The 18,242-nt window shown below is 63.4% G+C and carries 19 protein-coding genes and 2 riboswitches; of the genes, 8 read left to right on the top strand and 11 right to left on the bottom strand.

What is annotated here, in order from left to right:
- From paaZ to aroC, 10 genes are all read right to left on the bottom strand, one after another.
- The coding region (gene paaZ, locus AB4M76_RS03040; protein WP_368440325.1) for a phenylacetic acid degradation bifunctional protein PaaZ at window positions 1-1,411 on the bottom strand (1,411 nt) is incomplete at its 3' end.
- A gap of 10 nt (window positions 1,412-1,421) precedes the next feature.
- Window positions 1,422-2,486, bottom strand: coding sequence for a 2Fe-2S iron-sulfur cluster-binding protein (locus AB4M76_RS03035; RefSeq protein WP_368440324.1), 1,065 nt, complete (start codon window positions 2,484-2,486; stop codon window positions 1,422-1,424).
- Window positions 2,487-2,493: 7 nt separating this feature from the next.
- Window positions 2,494-2,961 (bottom strand): 1,2-phenylacetyl-CoA epoxidase subunit PaaD, encoded by a 468-nt coding sequence (paaD, locus tag AB4M76_RS03030; RefSeq protein WP_368440323.1) that lies wholly within the window; start codon window positions 2,959-2,961, stop codon window positions 2,494-2,496.
- Window positions 2,955-3,677: a 1,2-phenylacetyl-CoA epoxidase subunit PaaC gene (gene paaC, locus AB4M76_RS03025; protein WP_368440332.1), complete on the bottom strand. Its 723-nt coding sequence runs from the start codon at window positions 3,675-3,677 to the stop codon at window positions 2,955-2,957. Before paaC ends, paaD begins: the two co-directional genes overlap by 7 nt.
- Before the next feature lie 35 nt (window positions 3,678-3,712).
- Entirely contained in the window at window positions 3,713-4,057 is a 345-nt protein-coding gene (gene paaB, locus AB4M76_RS03020) for a 1,2-phenylacetyl-CoA epoxidase subunit PaaB (protein ID WP_368440322.1), read from the bottom strand.
- A 5-nt stretch (window positions 4,058-4,062) separates the two neighbouring features.
- Entirely contained in the window at window positions 4,063-5,055 is a 993-nt protein-coding gene (gene paaA / locus AB4M76_RS03015) for a 1,2-phenylacetyl-CoA epoxidase subunit PaaA (protein ID WP_368440321.1), read from the bottom strand.
- 28 nt (window positions 5,056-5,083) lie between these two features.
- Window positions 5,084-6,289 (bottom strand): 3-oxoadipyl-CoA thiolase, encoded by a 1,206-nt coding sequence (pcaF, locus tag AB4M76_RS03010; protein WP_368440320.1) that lies wholly within the window; start codon window positions 6,287-6,289, stop codon window positions 5,084-5,086.
- A 168-nt stretch (window positions 6,290-6,457) separates the two neighbouring features.
- Complete coding sequence (cobO, locus tag AB4M76_RS03005; RefSeq protein ID WP_368440319.1) at window positions 6,458-7,057, bottom strand: cob(I)yrinic acid a,c-diamide adenosyltransferase; 600 nt, start codon at window positions 7,055-7,057, stop codon at window positions 6,458-6,460.
- Window positions 7,058-7,081: 24 nt separating this feature from the next.
- A complete protein-coding gene (locus tag AB4M76_RS03000) occupies window positions 7,082-8,020 on the bottom strand; it encodes a DMT family transporter (protein WP_368440318.1) in 939 nt (312 codons plus the stop codon).
- 10 nt (window positions 8,021-8,030) lie between these two features.
- Complete coding sequence (gene aroC, locus AB4M76_RS02995; RefSeq protein ID WP_368440317.1) at window positions 8,031-9,140, bottom strand: chorismate synthase; 1,110 nt, start codon at window positions 9,138-9,140, stop codon at window positions 8,031-8,033.
- Between the two features lie 92 nt (window positions 9,141-9,232).
- Window positions 9,233-9,334: riboswitch (TPP riboswitch) on the top strand.
- 34 nt (window positions 9,335-9,368) lie between these two features.
- On the opposite strand from aroC, the gene thiB reads away from it, so the two are divergent.
- The 3 genes from thiB to AB4M76_RS02980 are packed head-to-tail and all read left to right on the top strand — an operon-like array spanning window position 9,369 to window position 12,557.
- The gene (gene thiB, locus AB4M76_RS02990; RefSeq protein WP_368440316.1) at window positions 9,369-10,346 is read left to right on the top strand and encodes a thiamine ABC transporter substrate binding subunit; all 978 of its coding nucleotides are present in this window, start codon (window positions 9,369-9,371) and stop codon (window positions 10,344-10,346) included.
- Window positions 10,322-11,878, top strand: a complete 1,557-nt coding sequence (locus AB4M76_RS02985; protein WP_368440315.1) for a thiamine/thiamine pyrophosphate ABC transporter permease ThiP — start codon at window positions 10,322-10,324, stop codon at window positions 11,876-11,878. Before thiB ends, AB4M76_RS02985 begins: the two co-directional genes overlap by 25 nt.
- Window positions 11,865-12,557: an ATP-binding cassette domain-containing protein gene (locus AB4M76_RS02980; protein WP_368440314.1), complete on the top strand. Its 693-nt coding sequence runs from the start codon at window positions 11,865-11,867 to the stop codon at window positions 12,555-12,557. Before AB4M76_RS02985 ends, AB4M76_RS02980 begins: the two co-directional genes overlap by 14 nt.
- Here the strand turns inward: AB4M76_RS02980 and AB4M76_RS02975 are convergent.
- Entirely contained in the window at window positions 12,554-13,036 is a 483-nt protein-coding gene (locus AB4M76_RS02975) for a 6,7-dimethyl-8-ribityllumazine synthase (protein WP_368440313.1), read from the bottom strand. The genes AB4M76_RS02980 and AB4M76_RS02975 overlap by 4 nt on opposite strands.
- Window positions 13,037-13,113: 77 nt before the next feature.
- Window positions 13,114-13,251: riboswitch (FMN riboswitch) on the bottom strand.
- Window positions 13,252-13,309: 58 nt separating this feature from the next.
- Here AB4M76_RS02975 and AB4M76_RS02970 point away from each other — a divergent pair.
- The 5 genes from AB4M76_RS02970 (at window position 13,310) to AB4M76_RS02950 (ending at window position 18,027) form a co-directional block, all read left to right on the top strand.
- A complete protein-coding gene (locus tag AB4M76_RS02970; protein WP_368440312.1) occupies window positions 13,310-13,924 on the top strand; it encodes an FMN-binding negative transcriptional regulator in 615 nt (204 codons plus the stop codon).
- A gap of 60 nt (window positions 13,925-13,984) precedes the next feature.
- Window positions 13,985-14,593: a glutathione S-transferase gene (locus AB4M76_RS02965; protein ID WP_368440311.1), complete on the top strand. Its 609-nt coding sequence runs from the start codon at window positions 13,985-13,987 to the stop codon at window positions 14,591-14,593.
- 190 nt (window positions 14,594-14,783) lie between these two features.
- A complete protein-coding gene (petA, locus tag AB4M76_RS02960) occupies window positions 14,784-15,344 on the top strand; it encodes a ubiquinol-cytochrome c reductase iron-sulfur subunit (RefSeq protein ID WP_368440310.1) in 561 nt (186 codons plus the stop codon).
- A 14-nt stretch (window positions 15,345-15,358) separates the two neighbouring features.
- On the top strand, window positions 15,359-16,702 hold the full coding sequence (gene petB / locus AB4M76_RS02955; protein WP_368440308.1) for a cytochrome b: 1,344 nt from the start codon (window positions 15,359-15,361) through the stop codon (window positions 16,700-16,702).
- An 11-nt stretch (window positions 16,703-16,713) separates the two neighbouring features.
- Complete coding sequence (locus AB4M76_RS02950) at window positions 16,714-18,027, top strand: cytochrome c1 (protein ID WP_368440307.1); 1,314 nt, start codon at window positions 16,714-16,716, stop codon at window positions 18,025-18,027.
- The last annotated feature ends 215 nt before the right edge of the window (window positions 18,028-18,242 follow it).

Genomic DNA, 18,242 nt, shown 5'->3' with positions numbered 1-18,242 from the left:
GAGCCGTGCCGGTGGCCTCTGCCATCGACTTGCGGTTGTTGAAATAAAGCCGCCCGTGGAAGGCGGCGGACCCCATGGTCAACTCCCGCGCGACCTCACCGTCATTGGTGATGATGGAGGCGACGAGCGAGCCTTGGCCGCGGTTCAAAAGCTGCGTGGCATGGGCCAGATCGCGGTAGGGCATGAGGGTGGAGACCGGGCCGAAAGCCTCGGTGTCATGGACGCGCTCTGCCTTGTCCGGATCGGCGCAGTGAAACAGCATCGGCGGCAGGAAGGCGCCCTTGTCCTTATCCGCGCCCTGCTGCACGGTGAAACTCTCGGGATCGCCAAAGACATGTTCGGCCTCGGCCCCCAGCAAGGCGACCTTGTCCAGCACGTCGCGTTTCTGGCTGCCCGAGACCAAGGCGCCCATGCGGGTCTCTTCGGCACGCGGGTCGCCGATGGTGGTCTTGGCGAGGCGCTCGGACAGCGCCGAAATCACCGCGTCGATCTGCGCCTCTGGCACCATCACGCGGCGGATCGCGGTGCATTTCTGCCCCGCTTTCGCGGTCATCTCGCGCTGCACTTCCTTGACGAAGAGGTCAAACTCCGGCGTGCCGGGGGTGGCGTCAGGGCCAAGGACGGAGGCGTTGAGACTGTCCTGTTCCGAGGTGAAGCGCACCGAGTTCTGCAAGAGCTTCGGATTGCTGCGCAGTTTCAGCGCCGTGTCCGCCGAGCCGGTAAAAGCCACCGCATCCTGACAGTCGAGGTGGTCGAGCATATCGCCCAAGCCCCCGCTCACCAGTTGCAACGCGCCTTTGGGCAGCAGCCCACTGTCGAGCATCAGCCGCACGCAATGCTCGGTCACATAGCAGGTTGCGGTGGCGGGTTTGACGATTGCCGGCACGCCCGCGAGCAGGGTCGGGGCAAGCTTCTCCAACATGCCCCAGACCGGGAAGTTGAAGGCGTTGATATGCACCGCGACACCCTGCAGCGGCGTGCAGATATGCCGCCCCATGAACTGCCCTTCACGGCCCAGCTGCTCGGGCGCCCCGTCGAGGTAGACATGGGCATCCGGCATCTCGCGCCGGCCCTTGGAGGCGAAGACCAGCATGGTGCCGATACCGCCGTCGACGTCGATCTTATGGTCGGAGAGGGTGGCGCCGGTGTCGTAGCTCAGGTCATAAAGCGCCTGTTTATGCTCCATCAGATGCAGCGCCAGCGCCTTGAGCATGCGCGCGCGGTCGTGGAATGTCATGGCGCGCAGGGCCGGGCCGCCATGTTCGCGGGCAAAGCCCAGCATCGCCTGCACGTCCAGCGCGTCGTTCCCGGCCTGGGCGATCACCTCGCCGGTGATCGCGCTGGCGATGTTGCGGGCGCCCGCACCAGAAGCCAGCCATTCGCCTGCGGCGAAGCTTTGAATATCGCGCATGTCGGATCCTTTAATGTGTGTCGTAGTCAATGGTGAGCGTGTCGCTGAGCGGGTAGCTCTGGCAGGTCAGCACATAGCCGCGCTCGACCTCATAATCCTCAAGCGCGTGGTTCGACAGCATCTCGACCTCACCGTCGAGCACCTTGCCCATACAGGTGGAACAGACGCCCGCCTTGCAGGAGAACGGCGCTTCCTGCCCGTTTTCCAGCGCCGCTTCGAGCACCGACTGGCCCTTCTGCATGGTGAAACTGCGCCGCGCCCCGTCGATGATGACGGTGACTTCGGTGCCGCTTTGACCTTCGCTGCGCTTGGCCATTTCCTGTTTCGCCAGACGGCCCTGCTGGCTCTCACTGAAAAGCTCGAACTTGATCTGATCCTCGGCCAGCCCATTGGTCTTGAGCGCCTCGGCAATCGCCAGCATCATCGGCTCCGGGCCGCAGATAAAGGCGGTATCGACGGTGTCGATCTGGATCCAATGTTTGAACAGCGCATCGCATTTCGCCTGATCGACGCGGCCTTCGAAAAGCTCCATATCCTGCCCGGATTCGAGGATATGGATGATCGTCAGCCGCCCCATGTAGCGGTTCTTCAGATCCTCAAGCTCTTCGCGGAACATGATCGTGTTCACCGCGCGGTTGGCATAGACCAGCGTGAAGGTCGACTGCGGCTCGCGTTTCAGCACCGTTTTCAGGATCGACAGCACCGGGGTGATGCCCGACCCGCCCGCGAAACCGAGGTAGTTCTTGGCCACTTCCGGCTCGATCGGGGTGTGGAACTTGCCCTGCGGCGGCATCGCGTGCAGCACGTCGCCGACCTTAAGCTCGGTATTGGCGTAGGTCGAGAACGCCCCGCCATCGACGCGTTTGATGCCGACCTTTAACTCGCCATCGTCGAGACCGGCGCAGATCGAATAGTTCCGGCGCAACTCGGTCCCGTCGAAATCCTGCTTGAAGGTCAGATATTGCCCTTGGGTAAAGGCAAAGGCGTCAGGGTTCTCGGGCTTTAACGTCAGCACCACCGCGTCGCGGATGGTGTGGTGAATATCAGTCACTAACAGGGGGTGGAACTGGCTCATCGGGGCCTCAGATACATTTGAAATAGTCGAAGGGTTCAAGGCAGTCTTGGCAGCGCCATTGCGCCTTGCAGGGGGTCGAGCCGAACTGGCTGATCTTTTCCACGGCGGTCGATTTGCACAGCGGGCAATGCTGCGGGCCGCCAGCGGGCTGAGGCGGGGCGATGCCGTAAGCCTCCAGCTTGGCGCGGCCAGTGTCGCTGAGCCAATCGGTCGACCATGCGGGGGAAAGCTGGCGTTTCAGGGTCAGCTTTTCGATGCCACGCGCGCGCAGGGCGGTTTCGATATCAAGGTTGATGATGCTGGTGGCGGGACAGCCCGAATAGGTCGGGGTGACCGTGACGACCAGCGTGTCATCCTCCCAGGCGACATCGCGGATGATCCCCAGATCCGTCAGGGAGATCACGGGGATCTCGGGGTCCGGCACGGCGCTGAGCCAGTCCCAAACCGTCTCTAACGAAGGCTTTTCGATTACCATGTGGCATCCGGGTAGGCGCGTTGCAGCCACTGCATCTGGGTCAGCATATGGCCCAGATGCTCGCTGTGCCGCGCGCCGCTTTTCCCGCCCCTATGGGCAAAATCATCCTCGGGCTTGGTGAGTGTTGCCGCGCTGAGCGTGTCGCCGACCAACTGGTCATAGCCCGCGCGCAGGCTGGCAGGGTCGGGGGCAATGCCCGCCGCGACCATCGCCGCATCAACATCATCGCCGATGAACATCTCGCCGACATAGGGCCAGAGCAGATCAAGCGCTGCCTGCATCCGGCGGTGGCTTTCCTCGGTCCCGTCGCCGAGGCCGATCACCGTGTCGGAAGAGCGTTCGAGGTGATAGGTCACCTCTTTCGCGGATTTCTCGGCAATGGCGGCGATCTCCTTGTCGCTGGAGTCGATCAGCGCGGTCAGCTGCGCCAGATGCCAGGCGTCGAAGAGGAACTGCCGCATCATGGTCTGGCCGAAGTCGCCATTGGGCTGCTCAACCAGCAGCACATTGCGGAAGTCCCAGACATCGCGGTGAAAGGCGAGCTTGTCGGCATCGCGGCCTGCGCCCTCGACCTCGCCCGCCAGACCCAGCCACAACTGCGTCTGGCCGATGAGGTCAAGCGCCACGTTCGCCAGCGCAATGTCTTCCTCCAGCACCGGCGCCACGCCGCACCATTCCGAGACGCGGTGGCCCAGCACGAGGGCGTTGTCGCCCATACGGCAAAGGAATTCGAATTTAGGGTCGGTCGTGCTCACATCGCCCCCACTTCGTCGGGAATGTCGAAAAAGGTCGGGTGGCGGTAGACCTTGTCATTGGCAGGCTCATAAAGCGCGCCCTTCTCCTCGGGCGAGGAGGCGGCGATGGCGCTGGCCTCGACCGCCCAGATGCTCACACCCTCGTTGCGGCGGGTATAGACGTCGCGGGCGTTCTTGATCGCCATTTCGGCGTCTGCGGCGTGCAGGCTGCCGACATGGCGGTGGCTGAGCCCGTGCTGGCCCCGGATAAAGATCTCCCACAGGGGCCATTCGGTGGGCCGGGCCTTGCCATGGGGCGCGGCCTCGGTGCCGTCATATTCACTGGATTCTGGGCTGCTCATCTCGCTTACTCCGCTGCCATTTGTCTGCTGCGCTTCTTCTCGGCGTGGGCCAGAAGCCCCTCACGCACCCAACGGCCTTCGTCCCAAGCCTTGTTGCGCGCCGCCAGCCGTTCGGTGTTGCAAGGGCCATTGCCCTTGAGCACCTGAAAGAACTCTTCCCAATCCGGCTCGGCAAAATCGTAATGGCCGGTTTCCTCGTTGAACTTGAGGGTCTCGTCGGGGATCGTCAGGCCGAGGTATTCCGCCTGCGGCACCGTCTCGTCGACGAACTTCTGGCGCAGCTCGTCATTGGTGTTCATCTTGATCTTCCAGGCCATCGACTGGGCGGAATGGACCGAATCCTTGTCCGAGGGGCCGAACATCATCAGCGCCGGGAACCAGAAGCGGTTGAGCGCATCCTGCGCCATCTTGCGCTGCGCGGGGGTGCCATTGGCCATCTTCATCATGATGTCGAAGCCCTGACGCTGGTGGAAGCTCTCTTCCTTGCAGATCCGGACCATGGCGCGGGCGTAGGGGCCGTAAGAGGTCCGCTGCAAAGGCACCTGGTTCATGATCGCGGCGCCGTCGACGAGCCAGCCCACGGCGCCCATATCGGCCCAAGTCAGGGTCGGGTAGTTGAAGATCGAGGAATACTTCATCTTGCCCGACAGAAGGTCACGGGTCATCTGGTCGCGGGTCACGCCCAGCGTCTCCGCCGCGCAATAGAGGTAGAGGCCATGGCCGGCCTCGTCCTGTACCTTGGCCAGCAGGATCGCCTTGCGCTCCAGCGTCGGTGCGCGGGTGATCCAGTTGCCCTCGGGCAATTGGCCCACGATCTCGCTATGGGCGTGCTGGCCGATCTGGCGGATCAGGTTCTTGCGGTAGCCGTCGGGCATCCAGTCCTTGGGCTCGATCTTGCCGCCCGCGTCGATGCGCTCCTGAAAGGCGCGCTCGTCGGGCTCCATCTCGTCGAGGGACTTGATGCCCTTGCCGGTGGATTTGATCATCTGTGCATACATCGGTCTGTTCCTTTCGAGGAAAGAAGTCTCAGCCTGCGTTTTCGAGAATCAGCGCGACGCCCTGACCCACGCCCACACACATCGTACATAGTGCGTATTTGCCGCCCGTCCGCTTGAGTTGCAGCGCCGCCGTCATCACCAGACGCGCGCCGGACATGCCAAGCGGGTGGCCGATGGCGATGGCGCCGCCGTTGGCGTTCACATGGGGCGCGTCATCCGGCACACCAAGCGCGCGCAGCGTGGCGAGACCTTGGCTGGCGAAGGCCTCATTGAGTTCGATCACGTCCATCTGCTCGATCGTCAGGCCCGCCCGGTCCAGCACCTTGCGCACCGCGGGGATCGGGCCGATGCCCATGACACGCGGCTCGACACCCGCCGCCGACATCGCCACGACGCGGGCGATGGGGGAAAGGCCGTGGTCCTTCACCCCCGCCTCAGACGCCAGCAACATCGCCGCCGCCCCGTCGTTAACGCCCGAGGCATTACCGGCGGTCACGGTAAGGTCGGCCCCGTTGATGCCGCGCAGCTTGCCCAGTTTCTCCAGCGTGGTGCCGGGCCGCGGGTGTTCGTCGCGGTCGACAACCACATCCTCGCCCTTGCGCTGCGGAATGGTCACAGGGGCGATTTCCTCGGCAAAGATGCCTTTTTCATCCGCCTCGGCCCAGCGTTGCTGGCTGCGGGCGGCGAAAGCGTCTTGGTCTGCGCGCGAGACGTCATGATCGGCGGCGACATTGTCTGCCGTTTCAGGCATCGAGTCCACACCAAATTGCGCCTTCATCTTGGGGTTCACGAAGCGCCAGCCGATGGTGGTGTCATAGACGGCGTTGCTGCGCGAAAAGGCGGTTTCGGCTTTTGGCATCACAAAGGGCGCGCGCGACATGCTCTCGATCCCGCCAGCGATGGCCAGATCCATGTCGCCGGCACGGATCGCCCGTGCCGCCGCGCCCACCGCGTCCATGCCGCTGGCGCAGAGGCGGTTGATCGTGGCGCCCGGCACGTCGACGGGCAGACCGGCCAGCAGGGCGGCCATACGCGCGACGTTGCGGTTGTCTTCGCCCGCCTGGTTGGCGCAGCCCATGATGACATCATCGACACGCGCCCAATCGACAGTCGGGTTCCGCTCCATCAGGGCCTTCAGCGGGATCGCCGCCAAATCATCGGCGCGAACCGATGAGAGGGCGCCGCCGTAACGGCCAATGGGGGTGCGCTGCGCGTCGCAGATGAATGCCTGCATGGGGGACTCCTGTTGTTGTCGCGCAACCTAACCTCTTGCGCGATTCGGTTCAATTAAAATGTTACGATTTACCGGGTGCGTTAGGATTTCAGTAACGCTTTAGGTCTGCGCGAAGCGTGGCGCCCCCGCTGAGAGGGCGATGCCCGGGGCGCCCCCGGGCGAGATGCTTTAGAAGTCGACGCCGCGCTGCGCTTTGATGCCCGCATGGAAAGGGTGTTTCACCTCCCGCATCTCGGTCACCAGATCGGCATAGGCGCAGAGTTCCGGCTTCGCATCGCGGCCGGTCAATACGGCGGTGGTCCCCTCGGCCCGTGCTTCAAGCCCGGCGATCACATCCTCGACCCTGAGGTAGTCATAGCGCAGGGCGATGTTGATCTCATCCATCACCACCAGAGCATAATCCCCGCTCGCCATCATATCGCGGGCCTTGCCAAAGGCGGCTTCGGCGGCGGCGATGTCCCGGTCACGGTCTTGGGTATCCCAGGTGAAACCTTCGCCCATCGTGTGCCATGTGACCTCGCCCAGCCGGTCAAAGAACTGGCGCTCGCCGGTGATCCATTTGCCCTTGATGAACTGCACCACGCCGACCTTCTGCTTCCAGCCAAGCGCCCGGATCACCACCCCGAAGGCCGAGGAAGACTTGCCCTTGCCATCCCCGGTATGCACCAGCACCAGACCTTTCTCCGGGTCGCGCAGTTCCGCCACTTTGGCGCGCTGCGCCGCCTGCTGCTTCTGCATCTTTTGTTTATGGTCGTCGCTCTCGCTCATCTGGTTCTCCAATTTCGCTGTGGTTCAAGCCTTGGGGTCGGTGACCGAGCGCGCCTTGCCGCGCTCCATGCCCAGTTGCCGCTCGCGCCAGATCACCAGCGCCCCCGCGCCGATGACCAAGGCGGCCCCGGCCAGCATCATCACCGTCGGCAATTCGGCAAAGAAGACATAGCCGATCACAATGGCAAAGATCATCGAGGTATAGTCATAGGGCGCCAGCATCGAGGCGGAGCCGAACCGGTAGGCCGAAGTCACCAAGATCTGCGCCACCCCGCCGATCAGCCCGGCCAGCACCAAAAGGCCAAAGGTCTTCGCATCCGGCATCACCCAGCCAAAGGGCAGGGTAAAGAGCGCCAAGAGCGAAGCTGTAGCGGAGAAGTAAAATACGATTGCGGCGGTGTCTTCGGTCTGGACCAGCTGACGGATGTGGATCTGCACCAGACTGCGCAGCATGGTGGCGATCAGGATCAGAAGCGCGCCGATGGTGGCGGTCTGCTCCATCGTGCCGATGCTGGTGAAACGCGGCCACAGAATGATCATGACCCCGATCAACCCCACCGCCACGGCGGTGACCCGGATCAGGCGAATCCGCTCGCCCAGCAGCACGGCGGCCAGGATCACGGTGAAGATCGGGGTGGCAAAGCCGATGGCGGTGACTTCGGGCAGGGGCAGCAGGCCCAACCCGGTAAAGGTCAGCCCCATCGCCGTGGTGCCAAAGAGCCCGCGCCAGACATGGCCCATCGGGTTTTGCGTCTTCAGCCCGCTTTTCAGTTTGCCGCGCTGCGCGAGCCAGATCAGGATCACCGGGATCGCAAAGAAAGAGCGGAAAAACACCGACTCGCCTGCGGGAACGTCATCTGCGAGCGATTTGATGATGGCCGACATACAGGTGAAAAGCAGGATCGCCGTGATTTTTAGCCCGACGCCAAGGGCAGGGCGGGCAGAGAAATCATCGACTTTCATGGCTTGAGCCTCATGCGTCCGGGCCGATCCGCCCTTGGTTGGTGCCGATCTGACCGCGATGCAGCAGCAGGTGATCCAAGAGCACGCAGGCCATCATTGCCTCGCCTACCGGCACCGCGCGGATACCGACGCAGGGGTCATGGCGGCCCTTGGTGATGATCTCGGTCTCTTCGCCCTGTTTGGTGATGGTGCGCCGCGTGGTCAGGATGCTGGAGGTCGGTTTCACCGCGAAGCGCAGCACCACGTCTTGCCCGGTGCTGATCCCGCCCAGAATACCGCCCGCGTGGTTCGAGGAATATTCCGGCCCGTCGGGCCCCATGGTGATCTCATCGGCGTTGAGTTCGCCCGTCAGCATGGCCGCCGACATGCCCTCGCCAATTTCCACGCCCTTGACCGCATTAATGCTCATCATCGCGGCGGCCAGATCGGTGTCGAGCTTGCCGTAAACCGGCGCGCCGAGGCCCGCAGGCACGCCGCGCGCGGTGACTTCGATGATCGCACCGACGCTGCTGCCCGATTTGCGCAGCCCGTCGAGGTAGTCGGCCCAGTCCTCTGCCGCCTTGGCGTCCGGCACCCAAAAGGGGTTCTGGTCGATCTGGTCCCAGTCAAAGGCATCGCGGTCGATCTTATGCGGCCCCATCTGCACCATATAGCCGGTGATCTGTAGCTCGGGCGTCAGCGCCTTGATCGCTTCGCGCGCCAAGCCACCCGCCGCCACCCGCGCGGCGGTTTCGCGGGCCGAGGAGCGCCCCCCCCCGCGATAGTCGCGGATGCCGTATTTCTGGAAATAGGTGATGTCGGCATGGCCGGGGCGGAACTTGTCCTTGATATCCCCGTAGTCTTTCGAGCGTTGATCGGTGTTCTCGATCATCAACTGCACGGGCGTGCCGGTGGTGACCCCTTCGAAGGTGCCCGACAGGATCCGCACCTCATCCGCCTCACGCCGCTGTGTGGTATATTTGTTCTGGCCCGGTTTGCGCTTATCGAGCCATTGCTGGATCATGCCCTCATCGATCGGCACGCCGGGGGGGCAGCCATCGATCGTGGCGCCAAGGGCGGGCCCGTGGCTCTCGCCCCATGTGGTGACCCGGTAAAGATGGCCAAAGCTGTTGATCGACATGGGCGGACCTCCTGTTGTCAAACCCTTAGCCGGGGCGGCGCCCTGCCTCAAGGGGATTTGCCTTGCCAATCCTCCGGGGGGCATCTACCTCTGGCCCTACCTCGGGGGGCCTTTGGGCTGAGATGTACGTGTTGTGCGGACCCGTTGAACCTGAACCGGTTAACACCGGCGGAGGGAAGGTCAGGACAGACATCCACCTTTTACCTTTCGCCGCAAAAGGAGGATGCGATGAAGTATCTTACACTTGCTGCGGGCGTCATGGGCGCATCGGCGGCTTGGGCCGAGACACCTGAACTGACGGTCTATACCTACGACAGTTTCGTCACCGAATGGGGCCCCGGCCCGGCCATCGAAGAGGGGTTCGAGGCGCAGTGCGGCTGCGATCTGAAATTCGTCGGCATGGGCGACGGTGCGGCTTTGCTGGCGCGGCTCAAGCTTGAGGGCGCACGCTCCGATGCGGACATCGTGTTGGGGCTCGACACCAGCCTTGTCGCCGCCGCGAAAGAGACCGAGTTGTTTGCGCCGAGCGGGTTGCAGGCCGACTACGACCTGCCGATCACTTGGGAAGACGAAGTCTTCGTGCCCTACGACTGGGGCTACTTCGCCTTCGTCCACGGCAAAGACCTTGCCGCGCCCAATGATTTCAAAGCCTTGGCCGAGAGCGATCTGAAAATCGTGATCCAAGACCCGCGCTCTTCGACGCCCGGTCTGGGGCTGCTGATGTGGGTCAAAGCGGCCTATGGCGAGGACGCGCCCGAGGTTTGGTCGGGGCTGGCGGACAACGTCGTGACCGTGACCAAGGGCTGGTCCGAAGCCTACGGTCTCTTCCTCGAAGGCGAAGCCGACATGGTGTTGAGCTACACGACATCCCCCGCCTATCACCTGATCGCGGAGGAGGATGACAGCAAGACCGCGGCGCTGTTCGACGAAGGCCACTACATGCAGATCGAAGTGGCGGGGAAGCTCGCGGGGTCGGACCAGCCGGAACTGGCGGATCAGTTCCTGCAATACCTCGTTTCTGATGCGGCGCAGTCGGTGCTGCCGACGACCAACTGGATGTATCCCGCCGTAACGCCCGAGGGCGGTCTGCCCGAAGGCTTCGAGGGCATGATCCAGCCCGACAAGGCGCTGTTGGTGCCGAACGGCGAGGTGCCCGCGCTCCGTGAGGAGGCCTTGGACGAATGGCTGACCGCGCTGTCGCGTTAAGCGGCAAGACCGGGTTTTTCGCCGCCGCACTGGTCGCGGGGCTGATCCTTGCCGCCTTGGTCGCCGTCTTCATGGCGGCCGATGTGGCGGCAGGGCTTGGTCTGGCGGATTGGGCGGCGGTGCGGTTCACCGTGACGCAAGCGGTCTGGTCGGCGGTGCTCTCGGTGCTGCTTGCGGTGCCGGTGGCGCGGGCCTTGGCGCGGCGGCGGTTCTGGGGGCGGGGGGCGTTGATTACGCTGCTGGGCGCGCCCTTTATCCTGCCGGTGATCGTGGCGGTGCTGGGGCTGCTGACGGTTTTTGGCCGGTCGGGCGTGTTAAATCAATTTGGCGCAGTTCTGGGCCTGCCGCCGGTGTCGATCTACGGGCTGCATGGCGTGGTGCTGGCGCATGTGTTCTTCAACCTGCCGCTGGCGACGCGGCTTTTGCTGCAAGGCTGGCAAAGCATTCCGTCCGAACGGTTTCGGCTGGCGGGGCAGCTGCAAATGACCCCGCGGGCGCTGTTTCTGGCGCTGGAATGGCCGATGCTGCGGCAGGTGCTGCCCGGCGTGGCGGCGCTGATTTTCGTGATCTGCCTGACCAGTTTCGCCGTGGCCCTGACGCTGGGCGGCGGGCCGCGGGCGACGACGATCGAATTGGCGATCTATCAGGCATTTCGGTTTGATTTCGATTTGGGGCGGGCCGCGCTTTTATCGGTGGTGCAGCTTGTGGTCGCAGGCGTGGCGGCGGTGGCGGCGCTGTGGTTGATCCCGCCGATCAGCTTGGGCGGCGGATTGGACCGCCCCCTGCGCCGTTGGGATGCGCGCGGCGGGGGGCAGCGGTTGCTCGACATTACCGTGATCGCGCTCGCCGCGCTGTTTTTGCTGCTGCCGCTAGGGGCCGTGGTGCTGCGCGGGCTGGCGGGGATTGCACAACTGCCCGCCTCGGTCTGGCAGGCCACGGGGAACAGCATTCTGGTGGCGGGGCTGAGCGTGCTGGTGCTGGCTGCGTTAGCTCTGCCGATGGCCGGCTGGATCGCCACCCGGCGGCGCGGCGGGGTCGAGGCGATTGGCCTGATGGGGCTCGCGGCCTCTCCGCTGATGATCGGCACGGGCTGGTTTATTCTGATCAATCCGTTGCTGGATCCCGCGCGGCTGAGCCTGCCGGTCACGGCTTTGGTGAACGCGCTGATGGCGCTGCCTTTCGTGCTGCGCATTCTGGTGCCGCGCCTGCGCGAGACTTTGCAGGATTACGGCCCGCTGACACAGACCCTCGGCATGAAAGGCTGGGCGCTGTGGCGGCTCTTGGTCCTGCCGCGTCTGCGCCCGCAACTGGGCTTTGCCGCCGGGCTGACCGGGGCGCTGTCGGTGGGGGATCTCGGCGTGATCGCGCTGTTCGCCGATCAGGAACGTGCGACACTGCCCTTGCAGATGTACCGCCTGATGGGCGCCTACCGGATGGAGGCCGCAGCGGGCGCGGCGCTGCTTTTGCTGATCTTGGCGCTGGCGGTGTTTTTCATCTGCGACAAATGGGGGCGCTGGCATGCTGACGCTTGAGGAAATGCGCATTGAGCGGGGGGAGTTCAGCCTCGCCGCCGACATGACGCTTGAAGAGGGGCGCAGCTATGCGGTGATCGGTCCCTCCGGGTCGGGCAAGTCAACCCTACTGGCGGCGATCTGTGGCTTTGTCCCGGTGGCGGCGGGGCGGCTGCTGCGGGAGGGGGAGGAGATCACCGACCAGCATCCCGGCCAGCGCGGCATGACGATGCTGTTTCAGGACAACAACCTATTCCCCCATCTCACCGTGCGCCAGAACGTCGGCCTTGGCCTGCGCCCCGACCTGCGGCTGAAGGCGGCGGATCAAGAGAAGATCGATGCGGCCCTCGCGCGGGTGGGGCTGAGCGATCACGCGGCCAAACGCCCCGGCGCGCTGTCGGGCGGGCAGCAAAGTCGCGTGGCGCTGGCGCGGGTGCTGGTGCAGGCCCGGCCTTGGGTGCTGTTGGATGAACCCTTTGCCGCGCTTGGCCCCGCGCTTCGGGTCGAGATGTTGGATCTGGTCCAAGACCTCGCTCAAGAGACCGGGGCGGGGCTGATCATGGTGACCCATGCGCCGGATGACGTGCGGCGCATCGCGGATGAGGTGATCTTTGTCGAAGGCGGGCGCGCCCATGCGCCGGGACCGGCGGCGGAATTGCTGGACAACCCGCCCCCGGCCCTGCGCGCCTATCTCGGTTAGGCGGCGGAAATTTTCGAAATTTCCGGGGCGTTTTCTTTTGAAGAAAACACCTCTAGCGCTTGCATCATGCCGAGCGCCGCCTGCGCGGCCTCGCGCCCTTTGGTGACGAAATGCTCGCGGTAGATCGCGTTGTGATGGTCGGTTTCCTGATAGTGATGCGGGGTGAGCGAGACCGACAGCACCGGCAGGTCACAGTCCAGCCCCACACGCATCAGCCCATCGACCACCGTCTGCGCCACGAAGTCATGGCGGTAGATGCCGCCATCCACCACGAAGGCCGCGCAGATCACCGCGTCATAGCGGCCGGTCTTGGCCAAACGCTGCGCCATGAGCGGCAGTTCAAAGGCCCCGGGAACGGCAAAGCTGTCCACCTGTGCTGCGTCGATGACTTCGGTAAACCCGTCATAGGCGCGGTCGACGATATCCGCATGCCAGCTTGCACGCACAAAGGCGAAACGGGCGGAACGTTCTTGTGTCATCATGATCTCCTTTAGGTTCAGACACGTCCACCCAAGGCGATCACGCGCAAAGACCGAGGCCTCGCCCCCGTCCTTGTTCGCATTCTCTTTCATCCGGACTGTGACCGTCGGCTCTGGAATCGCACCAGATCTGCTGACACCCCGTGGGGCCGCTCGCGGGCTTGCGGGGACCGCTTACCGCCGGTGGGGAATTTCGCCCCGCCCTGAGAATGATGTCAGGTTGCCAAGTTGCGCAAGGCTCTGCAATACCAAAAGAAACGCATAGGAGGCACCATGCACCCCAATCCGATCTTCCGCAAAGAGGGCCGCGACCGGAACCTCGGTTTTGCCCGTGACGTCGGTTTTGGCGTCTTGGCGATCAATGGGGCCGAGGGGCCGTTGATGGCGCATGTGCCGTTCATCCTGAACGACGCCGGGGATCTGGCGGAGCTGCATCTGGTGCGCTCGAACCCCATCGCGCGGGCGCTGAAGACCCCGCAGCCGGTGCGTTTGGCGGTGAGCGGGGCCGACAGCTATGTCTCGCCCGATTGGTACGGGATCGCGGATCAGGTGCCGACATGGAACTATGTGGCCGTGCATCTGACCGGCACGCTGGAGTTGCGCCCGGCGGAGGAACTGCCCGACCTGCTGGCGCGGCAATCGGCGATCTATGAGGCACGGCTGGCCCCCAAGACCCCGTGGAAGATGGATAAGATGACCCCCGAGGCGCGGGACAAGATGCTGCGGATGATCCTGCCCTGCCAAATCCGTGTGACCGGGATCGAGGGCACATGGAAACTGGGTCAGAACAAGGAAGACGCCGTGCGCCGGGCGGCGGCGGAGCAGATGGCGGCGCATGGGTTCGGGACGGAGCCCGCGGTGATGGCGGCCCTGATGCGGGGAGTGTGATCGCCGTTGCGTCTCGCCCCGCGCCGTTGAATAGTGCCGCCAACCAAGGGGGGACTTCACGTGAAACTATTTTATTCTGCAACCTCGCCCTATGTCCGCAAGGTGATGGTTCTGCTGCATGAGACCGGGCAGCTTGATGATGTGACGCTTGAGCCGACCTCGGGCACGCCACTGGCCCCGGCGGAGGGTTTCGCAGAGAAGAATCCGCTGACCAAAGTACCGGCGCTGGAGCGGGCGGACGGCTGCACGCTTTATGACAGCCGGGTGATCTGTGCCTATCTGGATGATCGGGCCGGGGCCGGGCTTTATCCAACTGGCGCGGCGCGGTGGGACACATTGACGCTGGAAGCGACGGCGGATGGGATGCTCGATGCCGCCTTGGCCATGGTCTATGAGGGCAAGCTGCGCCCCGAAGACAAACGCATGGCGGAATGGGTCGAAGGGCAATGGGGCAAGATTGAACGCGCTTGCAAGACCTTGAACGGCCGTTGGACGGCCCATCTCGCGGGGCCGTTAAATATGGGGCAAATCGCGCTGGCCGGTGCCCTGGGTTATCTGGATTTCCGCCATGGTGGGCGCGATTGGCGTGCCGGGAACCCGGATTTGGCAGCCTGGTTCGACAATTTTGATTCGCGACCAGCGATGACCCACACGGCGCCGCCGCGATAATATTGTCGTATTCATATGGCCACATTCGCGGTATTTTTGCCGCGCTCCAGCGGCCTTGACGGCGATTGCGCGGCTTTGACGTCTGGACGGGCGCGGTCCATCCCGGTAGATAGCGCCCAGAAGTCAGGTGGCAAGGTGACGCCACCCCTGTATCTGACGGCCAGATTTGGCCAAGAATTGGAGTAAACCCGTGTCCCAAGCAGAAGAACACGCAGGCACCCGGAGGGATTTCCTGTATTACGCGACAGCCGGTACAGGTGCCGTCGCCGTTGGTGCCGCCGTCTGGCCTTTGGTCAACCAGATGAACCCCTCTGCCGACGTAAAGGCGCTGTCGTCCATCCGTGTGGATGTGTCGGGCGTTGAAGTCGGGACGCAGCTCACTGTGAAGTGGCTGGGCAAGCCCGTGTTCATCCGCCGCCGCACCGAGGCCGAGATCGAAGAAGCGAAATCCGTCGATGTCTCCAGCCTGCCCGATCCGATCGCGCAGAACGAGAACCTGGCCGGCAATGTGCCTGCCACCGACGAAAACCGCGCCTTGGATGAGAGCGGCGAATGGCTGGTTCAGATGGGTGTTTGCACGCATTTGGGCTGTGTGCCTCTGGGCGACGCGGGTGACTTTGGCGGCTGGTTCTGCCCCTGCCACGGGTCGCATTACGACACGTCAGGCCGCATCCGCAAAGGGCCGGCGCCACGCAACTTGCCGGTGCCTGTCGCCGAATTCGTGGACGAGTCCACGATTAAACTGGGTTAAGGGAGCGGAAGAGAATGTCTGGAATTCCTCACGACCATTACGAGCCGAATTCGAACGGCGAAAAGTGGCTGCACCGCCGCCTTCCCATCGTCGGCCTGATGTATGACACATTGATGATCCCCACGCCAAAGAACCTGAACTGGATGTGGATCTGGGGCATCGTACTGGCCTTCTGTCTGGTGCTTCAAATCATCACCGGCATCGTTCTGGTGATGCATTACACGCCGCATGTCGACATGGCTTTCGCCTCGGTCGAGCATATCATGCGCAACGTGAACGGCGGCTATATGATCCGCTATCTTCATATGAACGGCGCGTCGCTGTTCTTTATCGCGGTCTATGCGCATATTTTCCGCGGTCTCTACTACGGTTCCTACAAGGCCCCGCGTGAGATCACATGGATCATCGGCATGTTGATCTACCTGCTGATGATGGCGACCGGTTTCATGGGCTACGTTCTGCCCTGGGGTCAGATGTCCTTCTGGGGCGCGACGGTGATCACCGGTCTCTTTGGCGCGATCCCCTTCGTCGGCGAGGGTCTGCAAACCTTCCTGCTGGGCGGGCCGGCGGTGGACAACGCCACCCTGAACCGCTTCTTCTCGCTGCACTACTTGCTGCCCTTCGTGATTGCCGGTCTTGTGATCCTGCACATCTGGGCCTTCCACACCACCGGCAACAACAACCCCACCGGGGTCGAAGTGCGCCGCACCTCCAAGGAAGAAGCGCAGAAAGACACATTGCCCTTCTGGCCCTACTTCGTGATCAAGGACCTCTTCGCGCTGGCGGTGATCCTGACGCTGTTCTTCGCGGTCGTGGGCTTTATGCCGAACTACCTTGGCCACCCGGACAACTACATCGAAGCGAACGCTCTGGCGACGCCTGCGCATATTGTGCCGGAATGGTACTTCCTGCCCTTCTACGCGATCCTGCGGGCCTTCACCTCTGAGGTCTGGGTCGTGCAGATTGCCTCCTTCGTGACCGGTGGCATCATCGACGCTAAGTTCTTCGGCGTGCTGGCGATGTTTGGCGCGATTGCGGTAATGGCGCTGGTGCCATGGCTCGACACTTCCTCCGTGCGTTCGGGCCGGTATCGGCCGATGTTCAAATGGTGGTTCGCGCTTTTGGTGATCGACTTCTTCGCCCTGATGTGGCTGGGCGCGATGCCCGCGGAGGAGCCCTATGCGACCTTCTCGCTCATCGCAGCAGCCTATTGGTTCGCCTACTTCCTCGTCATCCTGCCCATCCTGGGCGTGATCGAGAAGCCGCTGGCGCAGCCTGAAACCATCGAAGCCGACTTTGACGCGCATTATGCGCCCAAGGCAGGCGGCACCAAGACGCTTGTGAACCCGGCGGAATAAGGATCATGACAATGATGAAGACCAACCTCCTTTCTGCTGTGGTCACTCTGGGCCTCGCGCTGCCGGGAACGGCCGTGCTGGCACAGGACACAGCGACGGAAGAAGAACTGCTGACAACTCCGGCGGAAACGCCGGAGGCCGAAGCAGAGACTGCCCCGACGGCCGAAGCGCCGGCGGAACCTGTGGTGGAAGAAGAAGCCCCGGCCGAGGCCGAGGCGACGGAAGCCACACCGGAAATCCCGCCCGCGCCAAGCGAAGCGGAAGCGGACGTCCCTGTTGAGGAAGCCGCCCCTGCCGAGGAAGCCCCTGCCGAGGTCGTGACGACCGAAGAAGCGCCTGCGGAAGCAGAGGCAACTGAGGACGCGGACGCCGTGGATGTGGTTCCGGGCGAAGCGGCTGAAAACGCGCCTGCCGAGGATGTGGTAACGGAAGACGTTCAGTCGACCGCCGAAGAGAACGCCGAAACCGAGGTCATCGTCGAAGACGATGTGGCGGGTCAGGCCCATAGTGACGATCCCGAAGTGGGCGTCATGGACCAGGAAGACCATGGCAGCATCGAGGCGGATCATGCCGCAGCCGAGGATGACCACGGCGGCGACGCGCATGCGACACCGCATATCGAGAACATCGACTTCTCCTTCGACGGTCCTTTCGGCGGCTATGACGTAAACCAGCTTCAGCGCGGCCTGCAGATCTACACCGAGGTTTGCGCCGCCTGTCACGGTCTGGAATATGTCGCCATGCGCACGCTCGGCGATGAGACCGGCCCGAACATGCCCGAAGATCAGGTGATCGAATACGCCAAAGGCTATGACGTCTATGACGCCGAGCTGGACGACACCCGCCCCGGCACCCCGGTCGATCACTTCCCCGGCTCCAACCTGCCCAACGCGCCTGACCTGTCGCTGATGGCCAAGAAGCGCGCGGCCTTCCACGGTCCTTACGGTCTGGGCATCAACCAGTTCCTCAAAGGCATCGGTGGCCCAGAATATATTACCGCGCTGCTGACCGGTTATACCGGCGAGGAAAAGGAACAGGCGGGCACGGTGCTTTATGAAAACACCGTCTTCCCCGGCGGCTGGATCGCCATGGCGCCACCGCTGTCCGATGGGCTCGTCGAATTCGCGGATGGGCATGCCAATGATCTGCAGCATCTGTCCGAAGACGTCTCTGCCTTCCTGATGTGGACTGCCGAGCCCAAGCTGGGCGCGCGCAAACAGGCCGGTTTCACCGGTGTTGTGCTGCTGGGTCTGCTCTCGGTGCTGCTCTATCTGACCAACAAGAAGCTCTGGGCACCGGTCAAGAACCGTCGCAAGGGCGACTGACCAGACCTTTTAGGTTTGGGAAATTGAGGGGGCGTCGGGAAACCGGCGCCCCTTTTGCGTTGGGATCAGGCTTGATTGGCACGGCTTGAGTTCGTTCACCGACCTGCGCAATGCGCCCCGCCCGGTGGCACAGCGGGCATCGCCCTCCCTACCCCCGGAGGGCGATTTTGCAGCGTTTCACCAAATAATGAAATTCGCGGATGAGGTACTCCGTC

Origin of the sequence: Sulfitobacter sp. PS-8MA, from assembly GCF_040933935.1 — a bacterium.
GTDB lineage: Bacteria > Pseudomonadota > Alphaproteobacteria > Rhodobacterales > Rhodobacteraceae > Sulfitobacter.
This window is presented reverse-complemented; position numbering and strand designations above follow the sequence as displayed.

Coding starts and splice junctions, on each gene's coding strand:
- AB4M76_RS03035 (WP_368440324.1), bottom strand. CDS start 2,486: ATGAGCCAGTTCCACCCCCTGTTAGTGACTGATATTCACCACACCATC.
- paaD (WP_368440323.1), bottom strand. CDS start 2,961: ATGGTAATCGAAAAGCCTTCGTTAGAGACGGTTTGGGACTGGCTCAGC.
- paaC (WP_368440332.1), bottom strand. CDS start 3,677: ATGGGCGACAACGCCCTCGTGCTGGGCCACCGCGTCTCGGAATGGTGC.
- paaB (WP_368440322.1), bottom strand. CDS start 4,057: ATGAGCAGCCCAGAATCCAGTGAATATGACGGCACCGAGGCCGCGCCC.
- paaA (WP_368440321.1), bottom strand. CDS start 5,055: ATGTATGCACAGATGATCAAATCCACCGGCAAGGGCATCAAGTCCCTC.
- pcaF (WP_368440320.1), bottom strand. CDS start 6,289: ATGCAGGCATTCATCTGCGACGCGCAGCGCACCCCCATTGGCCGTTAC.
- cobO (WP_368440319.1), bottom strand. CDS start 7,057: ATGAGCGAGAGCGACGACCATAAACAAAAGATGCAGAAGCAGCAGGCG.
- AB4M76_RS03000 (WP_368440318.1), bottom strand. CDS start 8,020: ATGAAAGTCGATGATTTCTCTGCCCGCCCTGCCCTTGGCGTCGGGCTA.
- aroC (WP_368440317.1), bottom strand. CDS start 9,140: ATGTCGATCAACAGCTTTGGCCATCTTTACCGGGTCACCACATGGGGC.
- thiB (WP_368440316.1), top strand. CDS start 9,369: ATGAAGTATCTTACACTTGCTGCGGGCGTCATGGGCGCATCGGCGGCT.
- AB4M76_RS02985 (WP_368440315.1), top strand. CDS start 10,322: ATGGCTGACCGCGCTGTCGCGTTAAGCGGCAAGACCGGGTTTTTCGCC.
- AB4M76_RS02980 (WP_368440314.1), top strand. CDS start 11,865: ATGCTGACGCTTGAGGAAATGCGCATTGAGCGGGGGGAGTTCAGCCTC.
- AB4M76_RS02975 (WP_368440313.1), bottom strand. CDS start 13,036: ATGACACAAGAACGTTCCGCCCGTTTCGCCTTTGTGCGTGCAAGCTGG.
- AB4M76_RS02970 (WP_368440312.1), top strand. CDS start 13,310: ATGCACCCCAATCCGATCTTCCGCAAAGAGGGCCGCGACCGGAACCTC.
- petB (WP_368440308.1), top strand. CDS start 15,359: ATGTCTGGAATTCCTCACGACCATTACGAGCCGAATTCGAACGGCGAA.
- AB4M76_RS02950 (WP_368440307.1), top strand. CDS start 16,714: ATGATGAAGACCAACCTCCTTTCTGCTGTGGTCACTCTGGGCCTCGCG.